Consider the following 20,809-nt stretch of genomic DNA (forward strand, 5'->3'; position numbering starts at 1 on the left):
TATCATTTTACAATCACAAACACGCCAAGAACTAAAAGACTGATTTTCATAAACACACCTTGAACCTTTGCTCGTTTAATTAATCTTTCATCATGTCTTATTTTCTTTTGAAACAATTTCATTGTGTTTTTAGTAGCATCTATAATAGTAGTATTGTTGATCAACTGTATATTCTGAAAAGAAATAATACTATCTTTCTTTTCTATTATTAACTCAAATTTCTGTTGAGTTAATAATAGATTGGTGACTAGATTATCCTTATATTTTTTCTGTTCTAACAATCTTGCAATTACTCTAGATTGCTCTACCGTAAAACAATAGTGAGTATTCTGGTCAATTTTCATCATTTTTGGTATTAAACTTTGAGAAATACCTGTAAAGCTCATCATGAGTAAACTTATTAATACTGCTAATTTTTCCATCTTCTTCTGTTTTTAATCTTCTAATAAGACGCTGATCCTTTATAATTAACTCTGATAAACTGTCTGTTTTGAATCTTAATATTTTGGTGTTTTTATCTAATTCTTCATTAACTTTTAAAAGTTTTTTTTGCTTTTGTATTAGTTTATTAATTTCAATTTTATGAATCAATTTTCCTGTTTCTTTTTCATGAAACTTACTCCATAAGAGTATTACTATAAAAAACACAACTAATAGTATCGACAACATATATGTTTTACATTTCATTTGCTGCTTTGATTACTGTTTTGATTATTAGAATCATATATTATTTCTGATATGAATATATTTTAAATAGAAATTCAAAAAATCTATTTTCTTAACAATAATTCATCCCAAACCATATGTTTTCATATAGCATCTCAATATATCACTCTTTTAAGTCTAGCATTTGACAGGGGGTTAATTACTGTAGTTCCCCCATTAATATTACACATAAGAATAGTATCTCATTTTTTATCTTTATCCATCAGACTATCTATGGCATTGGATGTTCCTCCTTTTTTAAGTATATTTATCAAAGCTTTGGAAGGATTAATCCCATAAATCTTATTAAAATTCTCCAAAATAGATTTGATCTCTGTAATGGCAATAAAACCAGCAATAATTTTTAAAAAGGGTACTTCATTTACAATGAATTTTTCTAAAAAATAAGATGCTAATATGACTAAATTATAAATGAAAAACTTGGAAATCGTATGCCCTACTCGCTCACTTCTGATAGGTGTTTTACTCTTATAAGAAGCATATAGTCCTATTATAAAATCAACCACAATTAGAAAAACCATAGTAATCATTACTGCCTGCACTGGTGCCAATAACGTCATGAGCCAAAACGTACTTTGAGTTATTTTATCCATTTTTTAATAGTTTTACATACCCTAATACTCGATTTTTTGGATAAGGTTTAATACAAACTTTTTGGTTTTGATTTCCCCCTAAGAGATATACATGATTTTCACTTTCTTTAATGTAAAAACCTACATGTCCTTTCCAACTATCTGGCGATTCACGCCATAATACAACTACATCTCCTATATCAGGATTATTGGTAGGTATCCCTTTGGTAAGCCAGCTACGAGCAGTAAGCTCTGTAGAGTAGAAATAATCACACTCTTTAGCTACCCAACCAACAAAGGCACCACACCAAGCTGTTTCATCATGTAGTTTTGCCCCATCATATCCCAGTGTATTAAAATAATTAAGAATCTGTGGGTTATCTTTACGGCCAGGAATTTCACTGACGCCATATTGCGTTAATGCTTTTTCTAATATTCTCATAATTAATTAGTTTTTTAATCGTTATCTCAATTATCAAACTCAGTAAAGAATTGATTTTAAGTACTTTTACTTACATTACTCAAAACTTTCAGAATCGACAGGTTGAAATTGTTTGGAAGCACATATTCAGGAGTAAAAGTCAACCTTAAGTGAGATTGACTCTTTAGCTATTTAATTTTGTATTAACACCTATAACGTTAGTTTTTGGTTGCTTTGACAACTCTTCTATAAATATCCCTCCACTCAGCTTCAGTAATTGCACTAAACTCTTCATCCTTCTTTATATATCGGCCAGTGAACTCATAAAATTTTTCAAAGGTTGTGTTTTTGTGATAGATACTAAATATCGTATATCTATTTAATAAAGTTTCAAATGCCTTTTCCACCTTACTATCTGTCGATTTAGAAGTGACACAAGCACAAGCTGTCTTAGGCTGACCACATTTAGTACAATCGTAGAAACTGGAATTATCAAGCCATGGGCTTCCTAAAAGTATAGCATCGAAATCTTCGGCAATTTTGTTTATAACTTCTTTAGAGTTTAACCGACTTGCGTTCTCATACATGTAGCTAGCTAAATTATTTAATTGAGAGTTAATAGAACTTATATTTAATCTTTTGTCAGCAGGAATTCTATTTTCCATGCTTTTATAAAGTTCCCAATAAATTTGACTAATTTCTCCTTTTTTTCTAGCATCATGAGTCATAATGGTTACAACTACATTTACGAAAAAATTTAATCCAAAGCCATAATTTGGTGGAAGACTTCCTTTATGTAATAATGTAATAGCCTTACTTATTTCTCCTGAAATGCTTTTTGCTGTTTCTAATTGTTTTAATCTATTCATTTGATTTTTATTTTAATTATCCCGGAATTTGTGCTCTCAACACCTTGTCATATCCTTCGATGATTTTTTTCAAGCCTTCCGATTCTGTAGTCGGAGTGAGTTTTATTTCTACTTTAGAGAGTTGCTTGTCTCCTTTACACGTCTCTTCTCTGTTGTTTGTTTTAGGAAAAGACACCATTAGTTCATCATTTTTCAATGCTAACTCCAATTCCGAAATGATATTTACCTCTTCAATTCCCGTTTGATGTACAGGTACTATAGAAATTAAAGGAACATGCACGTCATGCGTTATATTTCCATCTTCTGTTTTTGAAGGATATTGAATAGTTACCATTTTGGGCTTAAGCTTTCTGCTAGAATTAAACATTCCAGAAGCTTCTAGATCAACTTGTTTATCTAAATCTTCAATGAGCTGATCTTTTTCATCCTTATTATTGGATAATTTCATTTTCCGTAGTATACCCTTAATACTTAACGGGCTCTCAGTTTGTTCAAAAAATTCATCTAAAATGAAAGCATTTTTTTGTTTAAGTGTATCGTTTGCAGATAAAATAGCTTCGTGAAAGGCAGTAATTAAACTTTCGAAAGTGATCATAATACTTACGGTTTTTAGTTCTTTTTTAACATATTAAATTGGTTCATTGCTTTTTTTGCTTGATCCTTACTCTTATTAGAAATTCCAATAGAAGCATTACAAGTATTACAATGAAAAGATTCTCCTTGTACCAATAATTGAGGGTCAAATAAGATTTCCCCTCCGCAATTAGGGCATGGTATTTTATTTATAGTATTCATATAAAAAAGTTTAAAGAAGGAATTGGGCTTTACAGCCCAATTCCATGAAAAAATTACTGTTTTACTCTTCTAATTGTTCTGCTTTTCCTTCAGGTACCTCATCTAAAGAAATAGAGTCTGCAAAATGTTGAATAATGATTCCAACCCCATCTGGTAATGGTTGCTGAGCAGCGTGAACCTTAACGCCATATTTAGCACTATTGCTTTTGGTGTAGTTCGATTTATAATTAGATGAATTTTCTGATTCATGATGAACACTACCTCTAATAGTTACCGAAAATGGCCCCCACCCGGCTTTTCCTTCAAATGAGCCATCTGCTGCTGTCTTTGATCTAGAAGCTTTCGTTTGCTCTTCTGCAAAACTAGATTTTACTTCCATATCAAAAGATATATCCACATTATCTACTGCCAATGAATTAAGAGGGATAATAGTTAAAAGAGGTACAGAAAAAGAGGTTTCCGTTTCTTTAATTTTCACTATTCCTCCACTCTTGTCATTCTCCTCTCTTGTAGGAAAAGACTTAGAAAGTTTCATTGTAATCATAACAGGATCGTATGAAAAAGTCTCTGGAGTTTCACTACCTGTACTTGTCTTTGTTTTTTTGAAACATGTATCAAGCATAAACTGGGTTTGAGTCATAGCCATTTTACCATTGGCATCTGCTGCGGCCATTAGTGGTCCTCCTATTAAAGCATCCATAGGTAACCCACTAAATTGTTGGGCCATTGAAATTAATTCTGACATAATTTTAAATTTTTATTGTTAAACGATTAATTTAATATGCAATAAGATTTTCTCATTGCGATACATACAATTCAATACAATAGCTATCTTTTGATTTTGTATGCCACAAATGTATATTGAATCCGACTCGACATATCTGAAAACCACATGTATGACCTCAAACATGTTATGAACTGCAAAAAGTATGTTACAAGATTAAATCTCATGAATATGGTATTAATTCTAACCATAGCAAGTCAGAACACCCCTATACTCCAATGTTATTTTAAGTAAGTATAACTATTGGTTTTAGTGAACATATTATTTTGAATAGTTTACTTTTTTCATATTTCATAAGAGTGTGAAAAAACAATCAGTTTAACCCTAAAAAATATTACTGGTATTACTATCACAACAATTAAAACGGGTAATCATTTAAGTCTGATTAATAAAAAACTCCTGTTTTCTAAGAAAAAAACATGCTAAATTAAAATTTTGTTTTGTTAAGGCTTTTTTGTTTCTATCATATTTTTTGTAATTTCTAAAATATATCCGCGTCTAAACTGACAGTTTAAACTTAGTAACATGCAAAAAATATTCTTGCTTCTTAGCATATCTTTTTTCCTAAACTCATACGGTCAAACCAATGTTTTTAACTCGTTATTACAAAAGCATGTTGACACTAACGGAAACGTAAATTACCAAAGCTTTAAAAAAGATGAAGGTAAATTGCAGGTTTACTTAGATTATTTAGCAAAAACTTCTCCGAACAAAAATTGGTCCGCTGAAAAAACAAAGGCTTTTTGGATAAATGCATACAACGCCTATACTATTAAATTAATTTTAGACAATTATCCGTTAAAAAGCATATTGAACATCAAGAAAAACGGTAAAGATGCTTGGAATATAAAATTGGCAAATATTGGTGGTGATACCTATACTTTGAATCATATAGAGCACGAAATTTTACGTAAGAATTTCGATGACCCTAAAATTCATGTTGGTGTAAACTGTGCCTCAGTCTCTTGCCCTCAGTTAGGTGATTTTGCTTTTACAGAAGCTAACTACCAGAGTAAAACAGTCTATTTAATGAAAAAGTTCATTAACGACCCTAAAAGAAACAAAATATCTAAAAACAAGGTCCAACTGTCTAAAATATTTGAGTGGTTCAAAGGCGATTTTACCAAAAAGGGCTCACTTATTGACTTCTTAAATAACTACTCAAACACTAAAATTAGTAAAAAAGCTATCGTACGTTACCTAGAATATGATTGGAGTTTAAACGGAAAGTAGTATTTTTATTTTTAAACGATAAAAGAAAATTCATGTCTAAAACATATTATGACCCTGCAGACTTACGAAAGTTTGGTAAAATAACGGAATGGAGTGAAGAGCTCGGCAATAGCTTTTTTGAGTATTATGGAAAAGTATTTGAAGAAGGCGCACTTACGGCTCGTGAAAAAAGTTTAATTGCCTTAGCTGTTGCACATACTGAGCAGTGTCCATATTGTATTGACGCCTATACCAAAGATGGTTTACAAAGAGGCATTACAAAAGAAGAAATGATGGAAGCTATTCATGTAGGAGCCGCCATAAAAAGTGGTGCAACATTGGTACACGGTGTTCAAATGATGAATAAAGTAAATAAATTAGAAATGTAAGTTGGTAAAACTTAAAATTACGAATAGTAATGATATACACTATTACTATTCGTAACCACATAATTTCGATGCTATTGACCTGATTAAAACAATTTTTAAAAAATCAATAAAATACATCATCACAATTAGTACAAGGTTAGGATACATATACAAAGTATTTTCTGTTAATTTAGCAACAGCTAATCACAAAATTATACCCAACCAACATTATCACTAATTCTTAATTGATATTTAAATGAAGAAATCTCTTTTAGCAAGAAATAATGATTTAGCCAATACACAACGTCAATTAGAAATTTTGTCTAATGGGGTTTTTAAAGATGAATTGCCTTCATTTGCTGAAAAAATAAAAGAAACAAATCAGTTTCCTTTACAACCTAAAAAACTTGAAATATTACAGATAAATGTTGGGTATATGTGTAATCAAGTTTGCGCTCATTGTCACGTAGACGCCGGCCCTGATCGAAAAGAAATAATGACTAAAGAAACTATGTTGCAATGTTTAGATGTTATCAAAAAAACCAAAGCGCACACGCTAGATCTAACAGGTGGCGCACCAGAAATGAACCCCAATTTTCGTTGGTTTGTTGAAGAAGCCGCAAAAGCTGGAATTAAAGATTTTATTGTTCGTTCGAACTTAACTATTATAAGAGCCAATAAAAAATATTATGATCTGCCTCATTTCTTCAAAAAGCACAATGTTCACGTAGTCTCGTCAATGCCTCACTGGACTCGTGGTAAGACGGACAAACAACGAGGTAACGGGGTGTTTGACAAATCAATTAAAGCGCTTCAAGAATTAAATGCTGTTGGTTATGGCATCGAAGGAACAGGGCTAAAATTAGATTTAGTTTATAATCCTTCGGGAGCATTTTTACCTGGTGACCAAGCTTCTATGGAAAAAGACTTTAAAAAAGCTTTACGCGAAGATTTTGAGATCGTATTTAACCATTTATTCACCATTACTAATTTACCCATTAGCCGGTTTTTAGACTACTTAATTGCTTCAGAAAACTATGAAGATTATATGTATGCTTTGGTGGAAGCCTACAATCCAATGGCTGTTGAAAATGTAATGTGCACGAATACACTGTCTGTTAGTTGGGATGGATATTTATACGATTGTGATTTTAATCAAATGCTCAACCTAAAAGTAGCTAGTAAAGTAACCCATATTTCAGAATATAATGAAGAACTGTTACAAAATAGAAACATCATTATTAATCAGCATTGTTATGGTTGTACTGCTGGAGCGGGAAGTAGTTGTCAAGGTACCGTTGCTTAATTCCATTATCAAAATTGTTAACGCTGTGACTCCATGAAAAAATTAATTTACTTCTTGTTGTTTTTAGTAGCACTCTCTAGCAGCGCACAAGAAAACTTGCAGGTATTATTAAAAAAACACAACGCTGAGAAAATTCCATATATCAAGGTTTCAACGTTAGAAAAGGAACGGAAAAATGTGATTCTGCTTGACGCACGAGAACCTATCGAATACATAACAAGTCATATTAAAAATGCTATAGGTGTTGGATATAATTTTTTTAATCTTGAGAAATCAACCCAATATTTACCTGAAAACAAAAACACCAAAATCGTAGTGTACTGCTCTTTAGGCATTCGTTCAGAAGATATTGCAGAAAAACTTCAACAAATTGGTTACAGTAATGTTTTTAATTTATACGGTGGTATTTTTGAATGGAAAAACCGAGGAAACATAGTTGTAAATCAAGAAGACATCCCTACAGAAAAAGTACATGTGTTTAATAAAGAATGGCGTAAATGGCTTTTAAAAGGAGAGCCAGTATATGAAACCCAAATGAGGTATCCGAAAATCTAGTATAACCTCAAAACACCCCTTCGTTAGATAATACCATTTTACCATTTGAATTTACCGTAATAAAACGTGCTGTTGATCTTTATAAAAGAACATGTAATAACATATTCTCTAGCTTTATTTTGTTAACGTTTGAACACAAAATCTTTGTGTTTTTCATACGCTTGCTTTATACTAAGTTCGGCAGGTTTATTTTGAGGCGTAAATCTGTTGTTTTTATGCCCACCGACCTCTTCATGCTGATGAAACCATTTCCATAAAAAACCACCTGCAAACCATGATTCACTCCAAAACTCAAGGTAAATCGCCTCTAAGGCCTCTTTTTGAGCATTCAAATCTACATTCCCTTCCTGCCTTGACGAATTCCAGGGTTCCTTTCCTGTATAATTAATACTTCTATACCCGTATTCAGTAAACAAAACTGGTTTATTCACCCTTTCCCTAACGTTTGCTATTTCTATTTTATGCGATTGCCAACCTGCTATAAAATCTTTGATCGATGGTGATTTCTTATCGGTTAAAGGGAAATAAGCATCTATTCCTATAAAATCTAATGTATCCCAAAATGGCACCTTCTTAAATTCATCCCAATTAGCGGCATATGTAAGCTTTCCTTTATAATGTTTCTTTATTTCTAAGATTAGTTCCTGCCAGTATTCGGGTCTATTACGCACAAATTTCTCTAGTTCTGTTCCTATACAAAAAATAGTTACATTAAGCCTTTGCGCTAATTTAGCATATGTCAAAATAAATTTCGTGTACGATTTTTCTAATTGTTCCCATTTCTCATTCGAAGGCATTTCAATTAACCCTGTATATATGCCGTGTCCCACCCAAATTTGTGGCTTTAACATTACTTTAATCTCATTTTTTTGAAATTGAGAGGTATATTGTTCTATTCCTTTTTCTGTTTCTCCAAACCATTGCCTCGAAAAGTTGAATACAATTTCTGGAGTTTCCATGTCTTTAATAAAACCAAAAGGCATCAACGAAACATAATTTGCCGATACCCTAGTTACAGGTACTATATCTTCTTGACTCACTTTATTTGAAGAGGCTACAAAACTAAGTCCGTTTATTTTACGAACCTGACTTTTACATGATACATTCAAAAAAACAATAAGTATCCAAATAAATTTTGTGTAATTCATTGCCTAAAGTTACTATTTTATTCTAAAACAGCGCACTCAAGCCTAAAGTAAAGCTTTGCCCTAAATCATTATCCGTACCCCTAAAAACTACTATACAAAGCTTCGATATTCAGCGTTTTAGTTCTTTGGCATTTCCCTCCTAAACCCAATGCTGTATCATCTTGTGGAAACTCACCCAAACGCTGAGAGTGTTGCGCAAAACATAAAACAGTAGACTTATCACTAGGAAAATAACTCCTAAATATACTTGGAACTAATAAATAGGTGTTGTTCGCAAAACTGTCTTCATTTCCAAAATTGTACTCCATGTTTAACTCAGGAAACAATTGCCATTTCTCTCCACTAAAAGAATAATCATAGAAGAATCTATTCTGAAAAGACCAAGCCGTTTGATCTAAAAACACCTCATTAGCATCCACTTCATCACTAACTAAAGGAATATGCATTGCTGACTAAATGGACAAATCACCTACTTTATACCATTTAATATCCCACTGACCTGTATTTAACAATTTAGCAGGGGTATAGGTTTGAATGTTACTTTTTAAATTTTCATTTTGTTCCTGTGCAAATGACTGAAATACCGTCAATACATAAAGTCAGTGAGAAACACTTAGTCAAATTTTCTTTAATTCGTTGTTTTTAGTTGTAGCATCCATCAATAAAGTCCAAAATCACTTACAAACTACCCCTATTTATATTCATTCTAAATTTTTAAACCTAATTAAGTTCTTAACTTTAGCTACGACCTAATTTGCAAATCAACTTTTATGGAACATGTTGTTATTATTGGTAACGGAATTTCTGGAGTTACTGCTGCCAGACATATTAGAAAGTTATCAGATAAACAGATTACTATTATTTCTGCAGAAACGGACTACTTTTTTTCAAGAACCGCTTTGATGTATGTTTACATGGGACATATGAAGTTTGAGCACACACAGCCTTATGAACCTTGGTTTTGGAAAAAAAACAGAATAACGTTAAAAAAAGGATTCGTTTCTAAAATTCATGCTACCGTAAACTTAGTTGAATTTGCTCATGGTGAAACACTAAAATTTGATAAACTAATTATTGCAACAGGGTCTAAACCTAATAAGTTTGGCTGGCCTGGGCAGGAAGCCGAAGGAGTTATGGGGATGTATCACAAACAAGATTTAGACCATCTTGAAAAACATGCCCCTAACAACAAGGTTTGCAAGAGAGCAGTTATCGTAGGAGGCGGATTAATCGGTATAGAACTTGCCGAAATGCTGCATAGCAGAGATATTCCAGTTACCTTTTTAGTTCGTGAAAGTAGTTTTTGGAATACTGTTCTTCCCCAACAAGAATCTGCAATGATCAACAGAGAAATTTTAGATAATCATATTGATTTGCGACTCGGTGTTACTTTAAAGGAAATAAAAACCGATACTAACGGCAAGGTTCAATCAGTAATTATTGCTGAAACTGGTGAAGAAATTGCATGTGATGTTGTTGGTTTAACCGCTGGGGTTTCTCCTAATATTGAATTTATTAAAAGCTCAGAAATAAAAACCGGAAGAGGGGTAAAAGTTAACCGCTTTTTAGAAACAAATATTTCTAATATTTATGCGATTGGAGATTGTGCTGAACAACGTAATCCGATCGGACAACGTCGCCCAATTGAAGCGGTATGGTATACAGGAAGAATGATGGGAGAAACTGTTGCGCAAACTATTTGTGGAAATAAAATTGAATACAAACCCGGGCATTGGTTTAACTCTGCAAAATTTATAGATATTGAATATCAAACCTATGGCTGGGTATGGTCTGAACCAAAAGAAAATGAAGCCCGCTTTTACTGGGAGCATAAAGATCAAAAAAAATGTATTCATATAAATTTTAATAAAAACACGCGTGAGTTCTTAGGTATTAATCTTTTTGGTATACGAATGAGACATGATTTTTTCAATCGAATACTGGATGAAAAACGTACAGTCGACTATGTTATGGAGCATTTGTCCGATGCTAACTTTGACCCCGAATTTTACACGCTGCATGAGCCTGAAATCGTGGTTAAATTCAACCAAGAAAACAACACCAACATTCAACTTAGAAAGAAAAGCTGGAAACGAATTTTTAGCAGAGCATAATATATGAAGGCAATACAACAAATAGGATTACTATTATTTTTAATAGGCTTAGCTATTTTCACCGGAACTATTTTTCTTGGTTCTTTTAGCGTAACCTCTTCAGAATTGGATTCATTTATCCAAAGCAAAGAGTATAAAAGTGAGGTTATAAAAGATCGTCTAAGTAGCGCCATCGTTACGGATGAACATCTTAACATTTTTAAGTTTTCAAACAGAGTTCGAAGAGCTTTTGAGGTATCAAACAATCATTATGACTCGCTAATTACCAAATATGATCTAGAAAAAAATTGGGATAAAAAAGGAGCTCAATACTCATATAAAATTGATGGGAAACCTCATACATTAAGTTACGAATTAGCAAAAATTGCTGGTAAAGGTTTTGTAAGTGAAAACAAAGGACTACTATGGTTTCTTACTTTTGGGTTAAGCATTGTAGGGGCACTTTTGTTTATCCTGCCTAATATCATAATACTAGGTCCTAAAGGGATCAAAAATAATGGAATCTATTTAGAGGCTAGTACTAACAGAGGGTGGATTGCTTGGCTTGTACTCATTTATCTTGTTTTGTTTTACTTGTTGCTGTATTTTTTTCCTGATTATGTAGTAAACTGGACTTTTATTTTAGACCCAATAAGTATATACTTAAATGGTGGCCCAGCCAGCCAGTGGTTTGTTTACGGTTTTTTATATTGTGTTATTATGATTGTTATGGCTATTAGAATGTACATAAAATACCGACATAATAAATATCAAATCATCCGAACAACTTCTGTGCTATTCTTTCAAATTGTATTTGCTTTTTTAATCCCAGAAATCATGACCAGCCTAAATATGCCTGGGTATGATTTTAAAAATGCCTTCCCTTTAGACTATGATTTCTTTTTTGAATGGAATTTAGATAGTTTGAGAAATAGTGGTGCCATTGGTTTATTTATTTTGGTTTGGGGAATCCTCCTTACCTTGATTATTGTTCCTGTTATGGTATATTTCTTCGGAAAAAGATGGTATTGCTCTTGGGTTTGTGGTTGTGGAGGCTTAGCAGAAACTTTAGGAGATCCTTACCGACAACATTCTAACAAAACACTAAACGCCTGGAAACTGGAACGATGGATCGTTCATGCAGTTTTACTATTTTCTTTAATTATGACTATCGTTACCTTGTATAGTTATTTCACAGGAAGACCATCATTTTTGGGTATAAAATCGCAATATATTAAAGATGCTTACAGCTTTTTGATTGGAGCTTGGTTTGCTGGTGTTATAGGAACTGGTTTTTATCCAATTTTCGGAAATAGAGTTTGGTGTCGTTTTGGTTGTCCTTTAGCAGCCTACCTAGGAATTGTACAACGTTTTAAATCTCGTTTTAGAATTACCACGAACGGAGGACAGTGTATTTCTTGTGGGAATTGTTCTACATACTGTGAGCAAGGTATTGATGTGCGTGCCTATGCTCAAAAAGGAGAAAATATTGTAAGAGCAAGTTGTGTTGGTTGTGGTATCTGTTCAGCTGTTTGTCCGAGAGGTGTTTTAAAACTAGAAAACGGCCCAGAGAAAGGACGTATAAACCCTACAGAGATTTTATTAGGTAATGATATAGATTTGATGAAACTGGTAAATGAAAAATAAGCGTATACCTTTTTTCTAAAATCAAAAAAATTGTATTTGTAATAGTTTCTTTTTGGATCTAGTTTTCTCTTTACTCAAAAAACCTTATAGCAATAGAAACCTAAAGGAAGAAGGCTGAATAAAAGGTGAGAAACAAGTTGCCTATTGGCAATTTTATTGTGAAAATGGAAATGTTAAAAAACAAGGCGCTTTTAAAGATGATCTTCCTACAAATTATTGGTACTTTTACCTCGAAAATTCATCGAAAGAAAAGGAAGCAAATTTTATAAACGGTAAACGGAACAAATGTTGGTTGTATTATGATTATGATGGAAATGTTAATCATAAATCTCAACTGAAAAACAAGAAAAAAACGGTTACTATATAAAGATAAACGCTCAATTAAAGCTGTTAAATTTATAAACGGAAAGAAAACAAAACAATGAACAAGTTTTTCTACTTTTAAAAAGCAGAACGATTTGACGGATTTAAAATAAAAAATGAACCCACTAATTAAAGTTATTATTCCTGCATATAATGAGCAGGACTCAATAGCCCAAGTAATAAATGACATTCCTTCACTAGTAAATGAAATCATTGTAATAAGCAACAACTCAACAGACAAAACTGAGTTACATGCTAAAAATGCCGGAGCTACTGTACTCAAGGAAAAACGGAAAGGCTATGGTTATGCTTGTTTAAAAGGAATGAATTATGTTGCTACACAAGAGATACAGCCCGATATTATCGTTTTTCTAGACGGTGATTACTCAGACTACCCAGAGCAACTAACAGAAATAATAGCGCCAATTCTCAATAATAATATTGATTTTGTAATTGGAACAAGAGTAAAACGACTACGGGAAAAAGGCTCTATGACTCCGCAACAAATATTTGGTAATTGGTTAGCTACGTCTTTAATGACCTTGTTTTTTAATGCAAAATTTACTGATCTTGGGCCCTTTAGGGCGATAAAATATGATAAATTACTGAAGTTGAAAATGAAAGACAAAACCTATGGCTGGACCGTAGAGATGCAACTAAAAGCCTTGAAACAAAAATTATCATACGTTGAAGTTCCTGTAAAATATCGCAATAGAATTGGTGTTTCAAAAGTTTCAGGAACCGTTAAAGGTACTATATTTGCAGGGGTGAAAATATTAGGTTGGATATTTAAATACAGTTTTAAATGATGGTTTTAAAATATATAATAATTATACTATATACAGTGTCGCTAGTGCTCATTTTAATGTATGCATTGGCACAGTTAAATTTACTTTTTAATTATTTAAAAGCAAGAAAAAAACATGAAGACGCTCCTAAGTTTGATCTAAACAATCCTGATGAGGTTCCTTTTGTAACTATTCAACTACCTGTTTTTAACGAAATGTACGTAATGGATCGTTTGTTAGACAACATTGCGAAAATGAGATATCCCCGTGAAAAACTGGAAATTCAAGTTTTAGATGATTCCACTGACGAGTCTGTTCTGTCGACTGAAAAACATATAAAAAAGCTTCAAGATACTGGGTTAGATATTAAACATATTAAACGAGAAAACAGACAAGGTTTTAAGGCAGGTGCCTTAAAAGAAGGTTTAAAAATTGCTAAAGGCGAATTTATAGCAATTTTTGATGCTGATTTTTTACCTAAACCTTGTTGGTTGGAAAAAACGATTCCTTTTTTTAAAAACCTAGAAATTGGAGTAGTACAAACCCGATGGGGGCATATTAATAGAAATTATTCAACATTAACAAAAATTCAAGCTTTTGCTTTAGATGCTCACTTTACACTAGAACAAGTTGGCAGAAATAGTAAAGGACATTTTATCAACTTTAATGGTACTGCTGGTATATGGCGTAAAGAATGTATTTATGATGCTGGAAACTGGGAAGGAGACACCTTAACGGAAGACTTGGACTTGAGTTATCGCGCTCAATTAAAAAAGTGGAAATTTAAGTATTTAGAAGATGTTGAAACCCCTGCAGAACTCCCTGTAATTATAAGTGCAGCAAGATCTCAACAATTTAGATGGAATAAAGGTGGTGCAGAGAACTTTCAGAAAATGCTTAAAAAAATCGTTCTTAATAAAAATATTTCGTTCAAAACTAAAATTCACGGAATGCTCCATCTACTCAATAGTTCTATGTTCACATGTATATTTCTAGTAGCTATTTTAAGTATTCCGATGTTATATATTAAGAATGAACACGCTCATTTAAAAATTTACTTTTTAGTGATGAGTTTCTTTGTAGTTAGCACCCTTATTTTCTTTGTTTGTTATTGGTTTATGTATAAAAAAACCTACGGCGGAGGCTTTGTTAATTTCATCAAATATATCGGTTCTTTTTTCTCATTCTTTTCAATTGCAATGGGTTTCTCACTACATAACACTATTGCGGTTTTAGAAGGCCATTTTGGCAAGAAAAGCGACTTTGTAAGAACTCCAAAATTCAATATTAAATCATTGACCGATAGCTGGAAAAACAATAAATATATCCGTAAAAAACTTTCTCCAAATGTAATCATAGAAGGTTTGTTAGCTCTTTATTTTGCGTTTGGAATGTATAGTGCGTTTATTGTAGGAGATCAAGGAGGTGACTTCGGTTTATTTCCCTTTCACTTCATGTTATTTATCGGATTTGGATACGTGTTTTATAAGTCTGTTTTTTCGAAAGCTTAAATGTTTTTCCTAAAAAAATACAATGATGGTTTACTGACTGGTTTTCTTCTAGTTCTTTATTTTATCTTTGCTCATTTTTTAGAAAGAACCTCTTTTTCCCTATTAGTTTTTGGTTGGATTGGCCTATTTGCAACAACCTATCTTTTATTCATACAAAAAAAAGATAACTTTGTTTTTTTAGCCAGCATTTCTGTTGTTTTCAGGTTGGCTTTCTTGTTTTCGATACCTAATTTATCTCAAGACTTTTATCGCTTTATTTGGGATGGACGTATGCTTTTGGAAGGGTTAAATCCATACCTATCATTACCCGAAGTTTTTATTCAACAAAAAAACTACCCAGTAAATCAAGCCATAGAATTATACCATGGCATGGGAAAAATGAATGGAAGTCATTATACCAATTACCCTCCCATAAATCAACTTTGTTTTTTTGTCGCAGCTTTCATATCCAATAAAGATATCTTGGGCGCTGTTATAGTCATGAGAATGCTCATCATATTTGCAGATATAGGTATTTTAATATATGGTAAAAAATTACTCGAGAAGTTAAAACTACCTACCTCTAACATTTTTCTATATATTTTAAATCCATTTATAATTATTGAACTCACTGGTAACTTGCATTTTGAGCCTATAATGCTTTTTTTCTTAGTTTTTAGCATGTATCAATTACACCAAAATAAGTGGATTTCTAGCGCTATTCTTTTGGCTTGTTCAATTTCTGTCAAACTAATTCCACTGTTATTTCTTCCTTTGTTTTATCAATATTTTGTAAAAACAGCAACTAGTTTTCTTTCTGGCATTAAAAAGTTAATTGGCTTTTATTTGGTTGTCAGTACAACTCTTATATTTTTATTCTTTCCTTTCTTATCGATTGAATTTTTCTATAATTATAGTGATTCTGTTAGTTTGTGGTTCAAAAATTTCGAGTTTAACGCAAGCGTTTATTACCTTGCTAGAGAGATAGGCTATGCATTCACAGGATACAATCAAATTGCCATTATAGGAAAGATAATGCTTGCTTTTACCATTATCTATTTAGGCGTAATTACCTTTTATAAAAAAACAGTAACCACTCAGCAATTACTAACATCAATGTTGTTTGCTCTATCTTTTTATTACTTTACCACTACAACAATGCATCCTTGGTATTTAGCCAGCTTAATTATCCTTACCGTTTTTACAAAGTATCGATTCCCTGTTGTATGGAGTTTGGTGATTATTTTAAGTTATCAGGCTTATGCCAACGTGCCTTGGAAAGAAAATTTATGGCTGGTAAGTATCGAATATGCCATCGTATTTAGCTTTATCATCTTTGAATATAGACGCCACCTTAATCTATTAAGAAAAAGCTAACCTATCTTTTAATGCTCATCTGATTGGTTTTTTGTAATATTGTTATTAATTTTTTCCAACATTCATGAAAAGACTCACTATTAAAGACATTGCAAAACATTTAAATGTTTCCATCTCTACTGTTTCAAAGGCCCTAAATGATAGTTACGAAATTAGTGAAGCTACCAAAGAAAAAATTAGAAAATACGCCAAGGAAAACAATTACCAGCCCAACGTTACTGCCTTAAGTTTAAAAAGCAGAAAAACAAAAACGATAGGTATCATTATACCTAACATGTTAAACTACTTTTTCGCCCAAGTTTTTAAAGGAATTGAAAAGGTAGCAAGTCAAAAAGGATATAAAATTATTTCCTGTATTTCGAATGAATCTTATGAAAAAGAAGTTGAAACCATACAAATGCTTTCAAATGGCAGTATTGATGGCTTTATTTTGTCTTTGGCAGAAGAAACCATTATAAAAAATGATTTTAAACACTTTGACGATACGATTAATGACGGAATTCCAATTGTGATGTTTGACAGAATTGCGGAAAATGTTAACTGTGACAAAGTAATAACGAATGATTTTGAAGGTACTGTTAATACCGTTAAACATCTTTATAGACTTGGACATAAAAATATTGCGTTTATATCTACCATAAGTCATTTAAAAATTGGCCAAAGAAGGCATTTGGGTTACTTAAAAGGATTGGAAGATTTACATATTCCCTTTAACAAAAATTTAGTTATCAATATTTATGAGGAAGATTATAAAAAATACGAGTCAATTTTGACGCCTATATTTGAAAACAATGCGATAGATAGCGTTATCACAACCGACGAATCCTCTGCTGTTGCCGCTATGAAAGTCGCGCAAAAAAAAGGGTATAAGATCCCTGAAGAATTCTCAGTAATTTCTTTTTCTAATGGTATTCTAGCAAGACATTCTAGTCCAAAAATGACCACCGTGAGCCAACATGGAGAAATTATGGGATCAACCGCAGCTGCAATGTTAATAGAAAAACTAGAAAATAAAGAAACAAACACTACGGCAAAAACTAAAGTTATTAAAACAGACTTAGTGGTTAGGGAATCAACAAGACCTATTCCTTCAAATTAAACTAAACATACCCAATACTTATCGGGCTATTTTATAGTTATAACAAAAATAAAACCCACTCAAAATTTGAGTGGGAAAAATTGCTATGAAAAAGAAAAAGAAAGTGGTTTATTCAACCACATTTCAAATATACAAATCTTTTTTTATTTACAAAATTTTTTTACAAAAAATCATTCTACCTTAAGTACAACATGATTCTTTTTCAAATACTTATCACCAGATTCCTGACAAATAGCAAAGCCATTCTCATTAAAAGATAAGCGGTGTCCATATTCACTAACCCAACCGATTTGTACTGAGGGGTTTCCGACAACCAAAGCATAAGGTGATACATCTTTGGTAACCACTGCTCCTGCTCCAACAAAAGCAAACTCTCCAATGGTGGTATTGCATATTATCGTCGCATTAGCTCCAATACTTGCCCCTCTCTTCACAATCGTTTTTTTATATTCATGCTGCCTATTTATATTACTTCTTGGATTAATGACATTGGTAAAAACCATTGAAGGCCCCAAAAAAACATCATCTTCGCAAATTACACCAGTATATATGGACACATTGTTTTGTACTTTAACATTGTTACCCAAAACTACTTCTGGAGAAACTACCACATTCTGACCAATATTACAATATTTTCCAATTTTACAGTTAGGCATTATATGACTAAAGTGCCATATTTTTGTTCCTTTGCCTATAAGGCAACCTTCATCAATTACTGATGTTTCATGTGCGAAAAAATCTTCTCTGTTCTTCATAATTAAACAAAAGTAAAAAACTCAACCTAAATCAGTTGAGCTTTTCAAACTATTCTACCATAAATGTGATCGGTAGGGTATACCTGACCTTTACTGGTTTATTGTTTTGCTTTCCTGGCGTAAATTTCGGGATCTTTGTAACAACCTTTTCAGCTTCTCTCTTTAAGATTGCGTGTGGCGCTCTTATTTTTAAATCAATAATCCTCCCTGATTTATCAATAACAAACTGAGTAGCTATCTTATACTTTCCCGATCTCATTCCTAAATCCTGAGCGATTTCAGCGTTGAAATATCGTCTCACATGGATACTGATTTTTCTTTCTAAACATTTTCTACCCTCCTGTTCATTTAACCCTTCGCATCCTTTAAAAACAGGTGCTTTCTGAAGGTTAACCATAAATACAGGGTCATCACTATCTACAATATCATCCTCTGCAGCCTCTGGTAATCCAGCAATATCTATATCTGGCTGATCTTCATTCGTAGGCAAATCGATTACATCATTCGCAGATTCCGTGTTATCCACTATCTTAGGGTTTGTTATATCAACCTTACTATTGCTTTTTTCAGGCGTTTTTTCCTTGGTTACGTGTTGTTTAGGCTCTCTCTCAAAAATAATAGTTTTATCCTCTAATAAATCTCTTTCAAAGACATCATCTTTAATCGACCATGCTAGGTCTTCTTTAATTAAAGTTTCGTGTTCTAACGTGAAATAGACTATCGTCAGTACTAAAACTAATCCGAGTTGCGTGAATACGGTTGAAAATTTTTCAAGTTGTTTTCTTGGTTCTTTTTTTGGCATTTTCATAGTACATTATTTTAAGTTAATGTTCTATTAAAAACAAGAAACGTGCCAATAAAAAAAGCAACCCAAAATTGGATTGCTTTTTTATATCTTATCGTTGTATAAAACTATTCTACATTAAACGAAATCGGTAAGGTATACCCAACTCTTACAGGTCTTCCTCTTTGTTTACCCGGTTTCATTTTTGGTAACTTTTTCGCGATACGAATTGCTTCTTTCTTTAATCTAGGGTGTGGTGCCCTTGCATTGATATCTTCAATGTTTCCAGTTTTTCCAATTTTGAATATCAAATATATTCTTTTCTTACCTGGTGACAATCCTAACTCATTTGCTAATTCAGCATCAAAATAACGCTTTACATGCTTCTGCATTTTTTTATTTAAACATGCTTTCTTCTGAGCTTTTGAACCCGTACAACCTGGAAATACAGGTACATCTTCAATAATTGAAAAAGGTACATCTTCAACAACCTCTTCTTCTTCTTCAACTTCTTCTATCTCTTCTACCTCTACTGCTTCAGACTCATCTGTTTCTGTAGATTCTATCACCGTCTCTTCAACTTCTTTTTCATCCTCAACGATTTCAATCTTTTCAGGTGCTGGTGGTGGTGGTGTTTTTGGTTGAGGCTTTGGTGGCTCAGGTTGGATCTCAATCGTCTCGTCTTCAATATCTGATGCCATATCAGCCATTCCTAATTCTCCATATTCTTTATCGTATGTTTTGTTTTCAATTGCCACATACGTTACAAATAAAGCTAAAACCAAACCTAACTGAACAAACAGCTTGCTGTAATTTTCTAGGTTTGACTTTGGATTTTTCTTAATTTCCATCCTTTATGTTTTTAATAGTTCGCTAATTTAATTAATTTATTTCAACTTTTACAAGCTAATTTTTTAAATAGTACGTTTTTTATAAAAAAAAGAGCTAAACAGTGCAAAAGCCAAAACGATTCCTACCGAATTTGCCATGATATCATAATACTCTCCTGTTCTATACAACACTACCGTTGCTTGTAAAACCTCAATAATTATGCCGTAAATTAAACATCCAATGAGTACACTATACAATTGTTGTTTTGTTTTAACTACAGCCAATAGCCATAACAAGGCAAGAAAGAAATAAGCAATGGTATGTTGTAGCTTATCGATATGTTTTATTGAAACTATCTGTTTATCGAGTTTCATTAAACTAAGAATAGCGATACTTATGGTTATAAGCACCGCTATTGCAATTCTAAGTTTTTTATCCTTGAACAAGTTTTTTATACGCGTCAGCATTTAACAAGTTTTCTAATTGTGATGTATCTGAAATCTTTACCTTAATCATCCATCCTTTTCCATAAGGATCAGCGTTAACTAATTCTGGTTTATCTTCTAATTCTTCATTGAATTCAATTACCTCACCAGATAAGGGCATAAATAAATCAGATACTGTTTTAACAGCTTCTACTGAACCGAAAACCTCTTCAATATCTAAGGAGTCCTCTAAGGTATCAACATCAACATAAACGATGTCACCTAATTCTCCTTGCGCAAAATCTGTAATCCCTATTGTTACTGTATCTCCTTCAAGTTTTACCCACTCGTGATCTTTTGTGTATTTTAATTCTGATGGAATGTTCATTGTGTTGTTTATT

Annotated in this window: 25 protein-coding genes; 10 read left to right on the forward strand and 15 right to left on the reverse strand. The window is 32.4% G+C overall.

The window, feature by feature from the left end:
• Positions 1 to 2 precede the first annotated feature (2 nt).
• From AC2TDS_RS10470 to AC2TDS_RS10505, 8 genes are all read right to left on the reverse strand, one after another.
• A complete protein-coding gene (locus AC2TDS_RS10470; protein WP_484735533.1) occupies positions 3 to 347 on the reverse strand; it encodes a hypothetical protein in 345 nt (114 codons plus the stop codon).
• The gene (locus AC2TDS_RS10475; RefSeq protein WP_484735534.1) at positions 334 to 687 is read right to left on the reverse strand and encodes a hypothetical protein; all 354 of its coding nucleotides are present in this window, start codon (positions 685 to 687) and stop codon (positions 334 to 336) included. Before AC2TDS_RS10475 ends, AC2TDS_RS10470 begins: the two co-directional genes overlap by 14 nt.
• A gap of 221 nt (positions 688 to 908) precedes the next feature.
• Complete coding sequence (locus AC2TDS_RS10480; RefSeq protein WP_484735535.1) at positions 909 to 1,319, reverse strand: phage holin family protein; 411 nt, start codon at positions 1,317 to 1,319, stop codon at positions 909 to 911.
• A complete protein-coding gene (locus AC2TDS_RS10485) occupies positions 1,312 to 1,740 on the reverse strand; it encodes a TIGR02594 family protein (RefSeq protein ID WP_484735536.1) in 429 nt (142 codons plus the stop codon). The genes AC2TDS_RS10480 and AC2TDS_RS10485 overlap by 8 nt, the downstream gene beginning before the upstream one ends.
• 197 nt (positions 1,741 to 1,937) lie before the next feature.
• The gene (locus AC2TDS_RS10490; protein WP_484735537.1) at positions 1,938 to 2,588 is read right to left on the reverse strand and encodes a hypothetical protein; all 651 of its coding nucleotides are present in this window, start codon (positions 2,586 to 2,588) and stop codon (positions 1,938 to 1,940) included.
• Positions 2,589 to 2,604: 16 nt separating this feature from the next.
• Positions 2,605 to 3,183: a DUF2589 domain-containing protein gene (locus AC2TDS_RS10495; protein WP_484735538.1), complete on the reverse strand. Its 579-nt coding sequence runs from the start codon at positions 3,181 to 3,183 to the stop codon at positions 2,605 to 2,607.
• Positions 3,184 to 3,197: 14 nt separating this feature from the next.
• Positions 3,198 to 3,383 (reverse strand): hypothetical protein, encoded by a 186-nt coding sequence (locus AC2TDS_RS10500; RefSeq protein ID WP_484735539.1) that lies wholly within the window; start codon positions 3,381 to 3,383, stop codon positions 3,198 to 3,200.
• A 61-nt stretch (positions 3,384 to 3,444) separates the two neighbouring features.
• Entirely contained in the window at positions 3,445 to 4,128 is a 684-nt protein-coding gene (locus AC2TDS_RS10505; RefSeq protein ID WP_484735540.1) for a DUF2589 domain-containing protein, read from the reverse strand.
• Between the two features lie 564 nt (positions 4,129 to 4,692).
• Between AC2TDS_RS10505 and AC2TDS_RS10510 the strand changes: the two genes are divergently transcribed.
• From AC2TDS_RS10510 to AC2TDS_RS10525, 4 genes are all read left to right on the forward strand, one after another.
• Complete coding sequence (locus tag AC2TDS_RS10510) at positions 4,693 to 5,400, forward strand: DUF547 domain-containing protein (protein WP_484735541.1); 708 nt, start codon at positions 4,693 to 4,695, stop codon at positions 5,398 to 5,400.
• Between the two features lie 32 nt (positions 5,401 to 5,432).
• Complete coding sequence (locus tag AC2TDS_RS10515) at positions 5,433 to 5,768, forward strand: arsenosugar biosynthesis-associated peroxidase-like protein (RefSeq protein ID WP_484735542.1); 336 nt, start codon at positions 5,433 to 5,435, stop codon at positions 5,766 to 5,768.
• 235 nt (positions 5,769 to 6,003) lie between these two features.
• A complete protein-coding gene (gene arsS / locus AC2TDS_RS10520; protein ID WP_484735543.1) occupies positions 6,004 to 7,053 on the forward strand; it encodes an arsenosugar biosynthesis radical SAM (seleno)protein ArsS in 1,050 nt (349 codons plus the stop codon).
• 33 nt (positions 7,054 to 7,086) lie between these two features.
• On the forward strand, positions 7,087 to 7,608 hold the full coding sequence (locus AC2TDS_RS10525; protein WP_484735544.1) for a rhodanese-like domain-containing protein: 522 nt from the start codon (positions 7,087 to 7,089) through the stop codon (positions 7,606 to 7,608).
• Between the two features lie 122 nt (positions 7,609 to 7,730).
• Here AC2TDS_RS10525 and AC2TDS_RS10530 read toward each other — a convergent pair whose 3' ends face one another.
• The gene (locus AC2TDS_RS10530) at positions 7,731 to 8,756 is read right to left on the reverse strand and encodes a glycoside hydrolase family 113 (protein ID WP_484735545.1); all 1,026 of its coding nucleotides are present in this window, start codon (positions 8,754 to 8,756) and stop codon (positions 7,731 to 7,733) included.
• Between the two features lie 80 nt (positions 8,757 to 8,836).
• Positions 8,837 to 9,202: a hypothetical protein gene (locus tag AC2TDS_RS10535; RefSeq protein WP_484735546.1), complete on the reverse strand. Its 366-nt coding sequence runs from the start codon at positions 9,200 to 9,202 to the stop codon at positions 8,837 to 8,839.
• A gap of 324 nt (positions 9,203 to 9,526) precedes the next feature.
• Here AC2TDS_RS10535 and AC2TDS_RS10540 point away from each other — a divergent pair, with 324 nt between their 5' ends.
• The 6 genes from AC2TDS_RS10540 to AC2TDS_RS10565 all read left to right on the forward strand — a co-directional run bounded on the left by AC2TDS_RS10540 (position 9,527) and on the right by AC2TDS_RS10565 (position 17,613).
• Positions 9,527 to 10,870, forward strand: a complete 1,344-nt coding sequence (locus AC2TDS_RS10540; protein ID WP_484735547.1) for an NAD(P)/FAD-dependent oxidoreductase — start codon at positions 9,527 to 9,529, stop codon at positions 10,868 to 10,870.
• Between the two features lie 3 nt (positions 10,871 to 10,873).
• Positions 10,874 to 12,496, forward strand: a complete 1,623-nt coding sequence (locus AC2TDS_RS10545) for a 4Fe-4S binding protein (RefSeq protein WP_484735548.1) — start codon at positions 10,874 to 10,876, stop codon at positions 12,494 to 12,496.
• A 479-nt stretch (positions 12,497 to 12,975) separates the two neighbouring features.
• Positions 12,976 to 13,668, forward strand: coding sequence for a glycosyltransferase family 2 protein (locus tag AC2TDS_RS10550; RefSeq protein ID WP_484735549.1), 693 nt, complete (start codon positions 12,976 to 12,978; stop codon positions 13,666 to 13,668).
• A complete protein-coding gene (locus AC2TDS_RS10555; RefSeq protein ID WP_484738936.1) occupies positions 13,668 to 15,158 on the forward strand; it encodes a cellulose synthase family protein in 1,491 nt (496 codons plus the stop codon). The genes AC2TDS_RS10550 and AC2TDS_RS10555 overlap by 1 nt, the downstream gene beginning before the upstream one ends.
• Complete coding sequence (locus AC2TDS_RS10560; protein ID WP_484735550.1) at positions 15,159 to 16,514, forward strand: MptA/MptB family glycosyltransferase; 1,356 nt, start codon at positions 15,159 to 15,161, stop codon at positions 16,512 to 16,514.
• Between the two features lie 64 nt (positions 16,515 to 16,578).
• Positions 16,579 to 17,613: a LacI family DNA-binding transcriptional regulator gene (locus tag AC2TDS_RS10565; protein WP_484735551.1), complete on the forward strand. Its 1,035-nt coding sequence runs from the start codon at positions 16,579 to 16,581 to the stop codon at positions 17,611 to 17,613.
• A 170-nt stretch (positions 17,614 to 17,783) separates the two neighbouring features.
• Here AC2TDS_RS10565 and AC2TDS_RS10570 read toward each other — a convergent pair whose 3' ends face one another.
• The 5 genes from AC2TDS_RS10570 to gcvH form a co-directional block, all read right to left on the reverse strand.
• Positions 17,784 to 18,368, reverse strand: a complete 585-nt coding sequence (locus tag AC2TDS_RS10570) for an acyltransferase (RefSeq protein WP_484735552.1) — start codon at positions 18,366 to 18,368, stop codon at positions 17,784 to 17,786.
• A 49-nt stretch (positions 18,369 to 18,417) separates the two neighbouring features.
• Complete coding sequence (locus tag AC2TDS_RS10575) at positions 18,418 to 19,176, reverse strand: energy transducer TonB (RefSeq protein ID WP_484735553.1); 759 nt, start codon at positions 19,174 to 19,176, stop codon at positions 18,418 to 18,420.
• A 104-nt stretch (positions 19,177 to 19,280) separates the two neighbouring features.
• On the reverse strand, positions 19,281 to 20,003 hold the full coding sequence (locus tag AC2TDS_RS10580; protein ID WP_484735554.1) for an energy transducer TonB: 723 nt from the start codon (positions 20,001 to 20,003) through the stop codon (positions 19,281 to 19,283).
• 63 nt (positions 20,004 to 20,066) lie between these two features.
• Complete coding sequence (locus tag AC2TDS_RS10585) at positions 20,067 to 20,450, reverse strand: VanZ family protein (RefSeq protein WP_484735555.1); 384 nt, start codon at positions 20,448 to 20,450, stop codon at positions 20,067 to 20,069.
• A complete protein-coding gene (gcvH, locus tag AC2TDS_RS10590) occupies positions 20,416 to 20,796 on the reverse strand; it encodes a glycine cleavage system protein GcvH (RefSeq protein WP_484735556.1) in 381 nt (126 codons plus the stop codon). Before gcvH ends, AC2TDS_RS10585 begins: the two co-directional genes overlap by 35 nt.
• Positions 20,797 to 20,809 lie beyond the last annotated feature (13 nt).

The organism is Tenacibaculum profundicola (assembly GCF_057220795.1).

Bases quoted from the DNA above. Each gene is read 5' to 3' on its own strand.
- AC2TDS_RS10550 (WP_484735549.1), top strand. From the start codon at position 12,976: ATGAACCCACTAATTAAAGTTATTATTCCTGCATATAATGAGCAGGAC.
- AC2TDS_RS10485 (WP_484735536.1), bottom strand. From the start codon at position 1,740: ATGAGAATATTAGAAAAAGCATTAACGCAATATGGCGTCAGTGAAATT.
- AC2TDS_RS10495 (WP_484735538.1), bottom strand. From the start codon at position 3,183: ATGATCACTTTCGAAAGTTTAATTACTGCCTTTCACGAAGCTATTTTA.
- AC2TDS_RS10580 (WP_484735554.1), bottom strand. From the start codon at position 20,003: ATGGAAATTAAGAAAAATCCAAAGTCAAACCTAGAAAATTACAGCAAG.
- AC2TDS_RS10540 (WP_484735547.1), top strand. From the start codon at position 9,527: ATGGAACATGTTGTTATTATTGGTAACGGAATTTCTGGAGTTACTGCT.
- AC2TDS_RS10475 (WP_484735534.1), bottom strand. From the start codon at position 687: ATGAAATGTAAAACATATATGTTGTCGATACTATTAGTTGTGTTTTTT.
- gcvH (WP_484735556.1), bottom strand. From the start codon at position 20,796: ATGAACATTCCATCAGAATTAAAATACACAAAAGATCACGAGTGGGTA.
- AC2TDS_RS10565 (WP_484735551.1), top strand. From the start codon at position 16,579: ATGAAAAGACTCACTATTAAAGACATTGCAAAACATTTAAATGTTTCC.
- AC2TDS_RS10575 (WP_484735553.1), bottom strand. From the start codon at position 19,176: ATGAAAATGCCAAAAAAAGAACCAAGAAAACAACTTGAAAAATTTTCA.
- AC2TDS_RS10525 (WP_484735544.1), top strand. From the start codon at position 7,087: ATGAAAAAATTAATTTACTTCTTGTTGTTTTTAGTAGCACTCTCTAGC.
- AC2TDS_RS10585 (WP_484735555.1), bottom strand. From the start codon at position 20,450: ATGCTGACGCGTATAAAAAACTTGTTCAAGGATAAAAAACTTAGAATT.
- AC2TDS_RS10480 (WP_484735535.1), bottom strand. From the start codon at position 1,319: ATGGATAAAATAACTCAAAGTACGTTTTGGCTCATGACGTTATTGGCA.
- AC2TDS_RS10490 (WP_484735537.1), bottom strand. From the start codon at position 2,588: ATGAATAGATTAAAACAATTAGAAACAGCAAAAAGCATTTCAGGAGAA.
- AC2TDS_RS10515 (WP_484735542.1), top strand. From the start codon at position 5,433: ATGTCTAAAACATATTATGACCCTGCAGACTTACGAAAGTTTGGTAAA.
- AC2TDS_RS10470 (WP_484735533.1), bottom strand. From the start codon at position 347: ATGATGAAAATTGACCAGAATACTCACTATTGTTTTACGGTAGAGCAA.
- AC2TDS_RS10545 (WP_484735548.1), top strand. From the start codon at position 10,874: ATGAAGGCAATACAACAAATAGGATTACTATTATTTTTAATAGGCTTA.
- AC2TDS_RS10510 (WP_484735541.1), top strand. From the start codon at position 4,693: ATGCAAAAAATATTCTTGCTTCTTAGCATATCTTTTTTCCTAAACTCA.
- AC2TDS_RS10570 (WP_484735552.1), bottom strand. From the start codon at position 18,368: ATGAAGAACAGAGAAGATTTTTTCGCACATGAAACATCAGTAATTGAT.
- AC2TDS_RS10505 (WP_484735540.1), bottom strand. From the start codon at position 4,128: ATGTCAGAATTAATTTCAATGGCCCAACAATTTAGTGGGTTACCTATG.
- AC2TDS_RS10560 (WP_484735550.1), top strand. From the start codon at position 15,159: ATGTTTTTCCTAAAAAAATACAATGATGGTTTACTGACTGGTTTTCTT.
- arsS (WP_484735543.1), top strand. From the start codon at position 6,004: ATGAAGAAATCTCTTTTAGCAAGAAATAATGATTTAGCCAATACACAA.
- AC2TDS_RS10530 (WP_484735545.1), bottom strand. From the start codon at position 8,756: ATGAATTACACAAAATTTATTTGGATACTTATTGTTTTTTTGAATGTA.
- AC2TDS_RS10500 (WP_484735539.1), bottom strand. From the start codon at position 3,383: ATGAATACTATAAATAAAATACCATGCCCTAATTGCGGAGGGGAAATC.
- AC2TDS_RS10535 (WP_484735546.1), bottom strand. From the start codon at position 9,202: ATGCATATTCCTTTAGTTAGTGATGAAGTGGATGCTAATGAGGTGTTT.
- AC2TDS_RS10555 (WP_484738936.1), top strand. From the start codon at position 13,668: ATGGTTTTAAAATATATAATAATTATACTATATACAGTGTCGCTAGTG.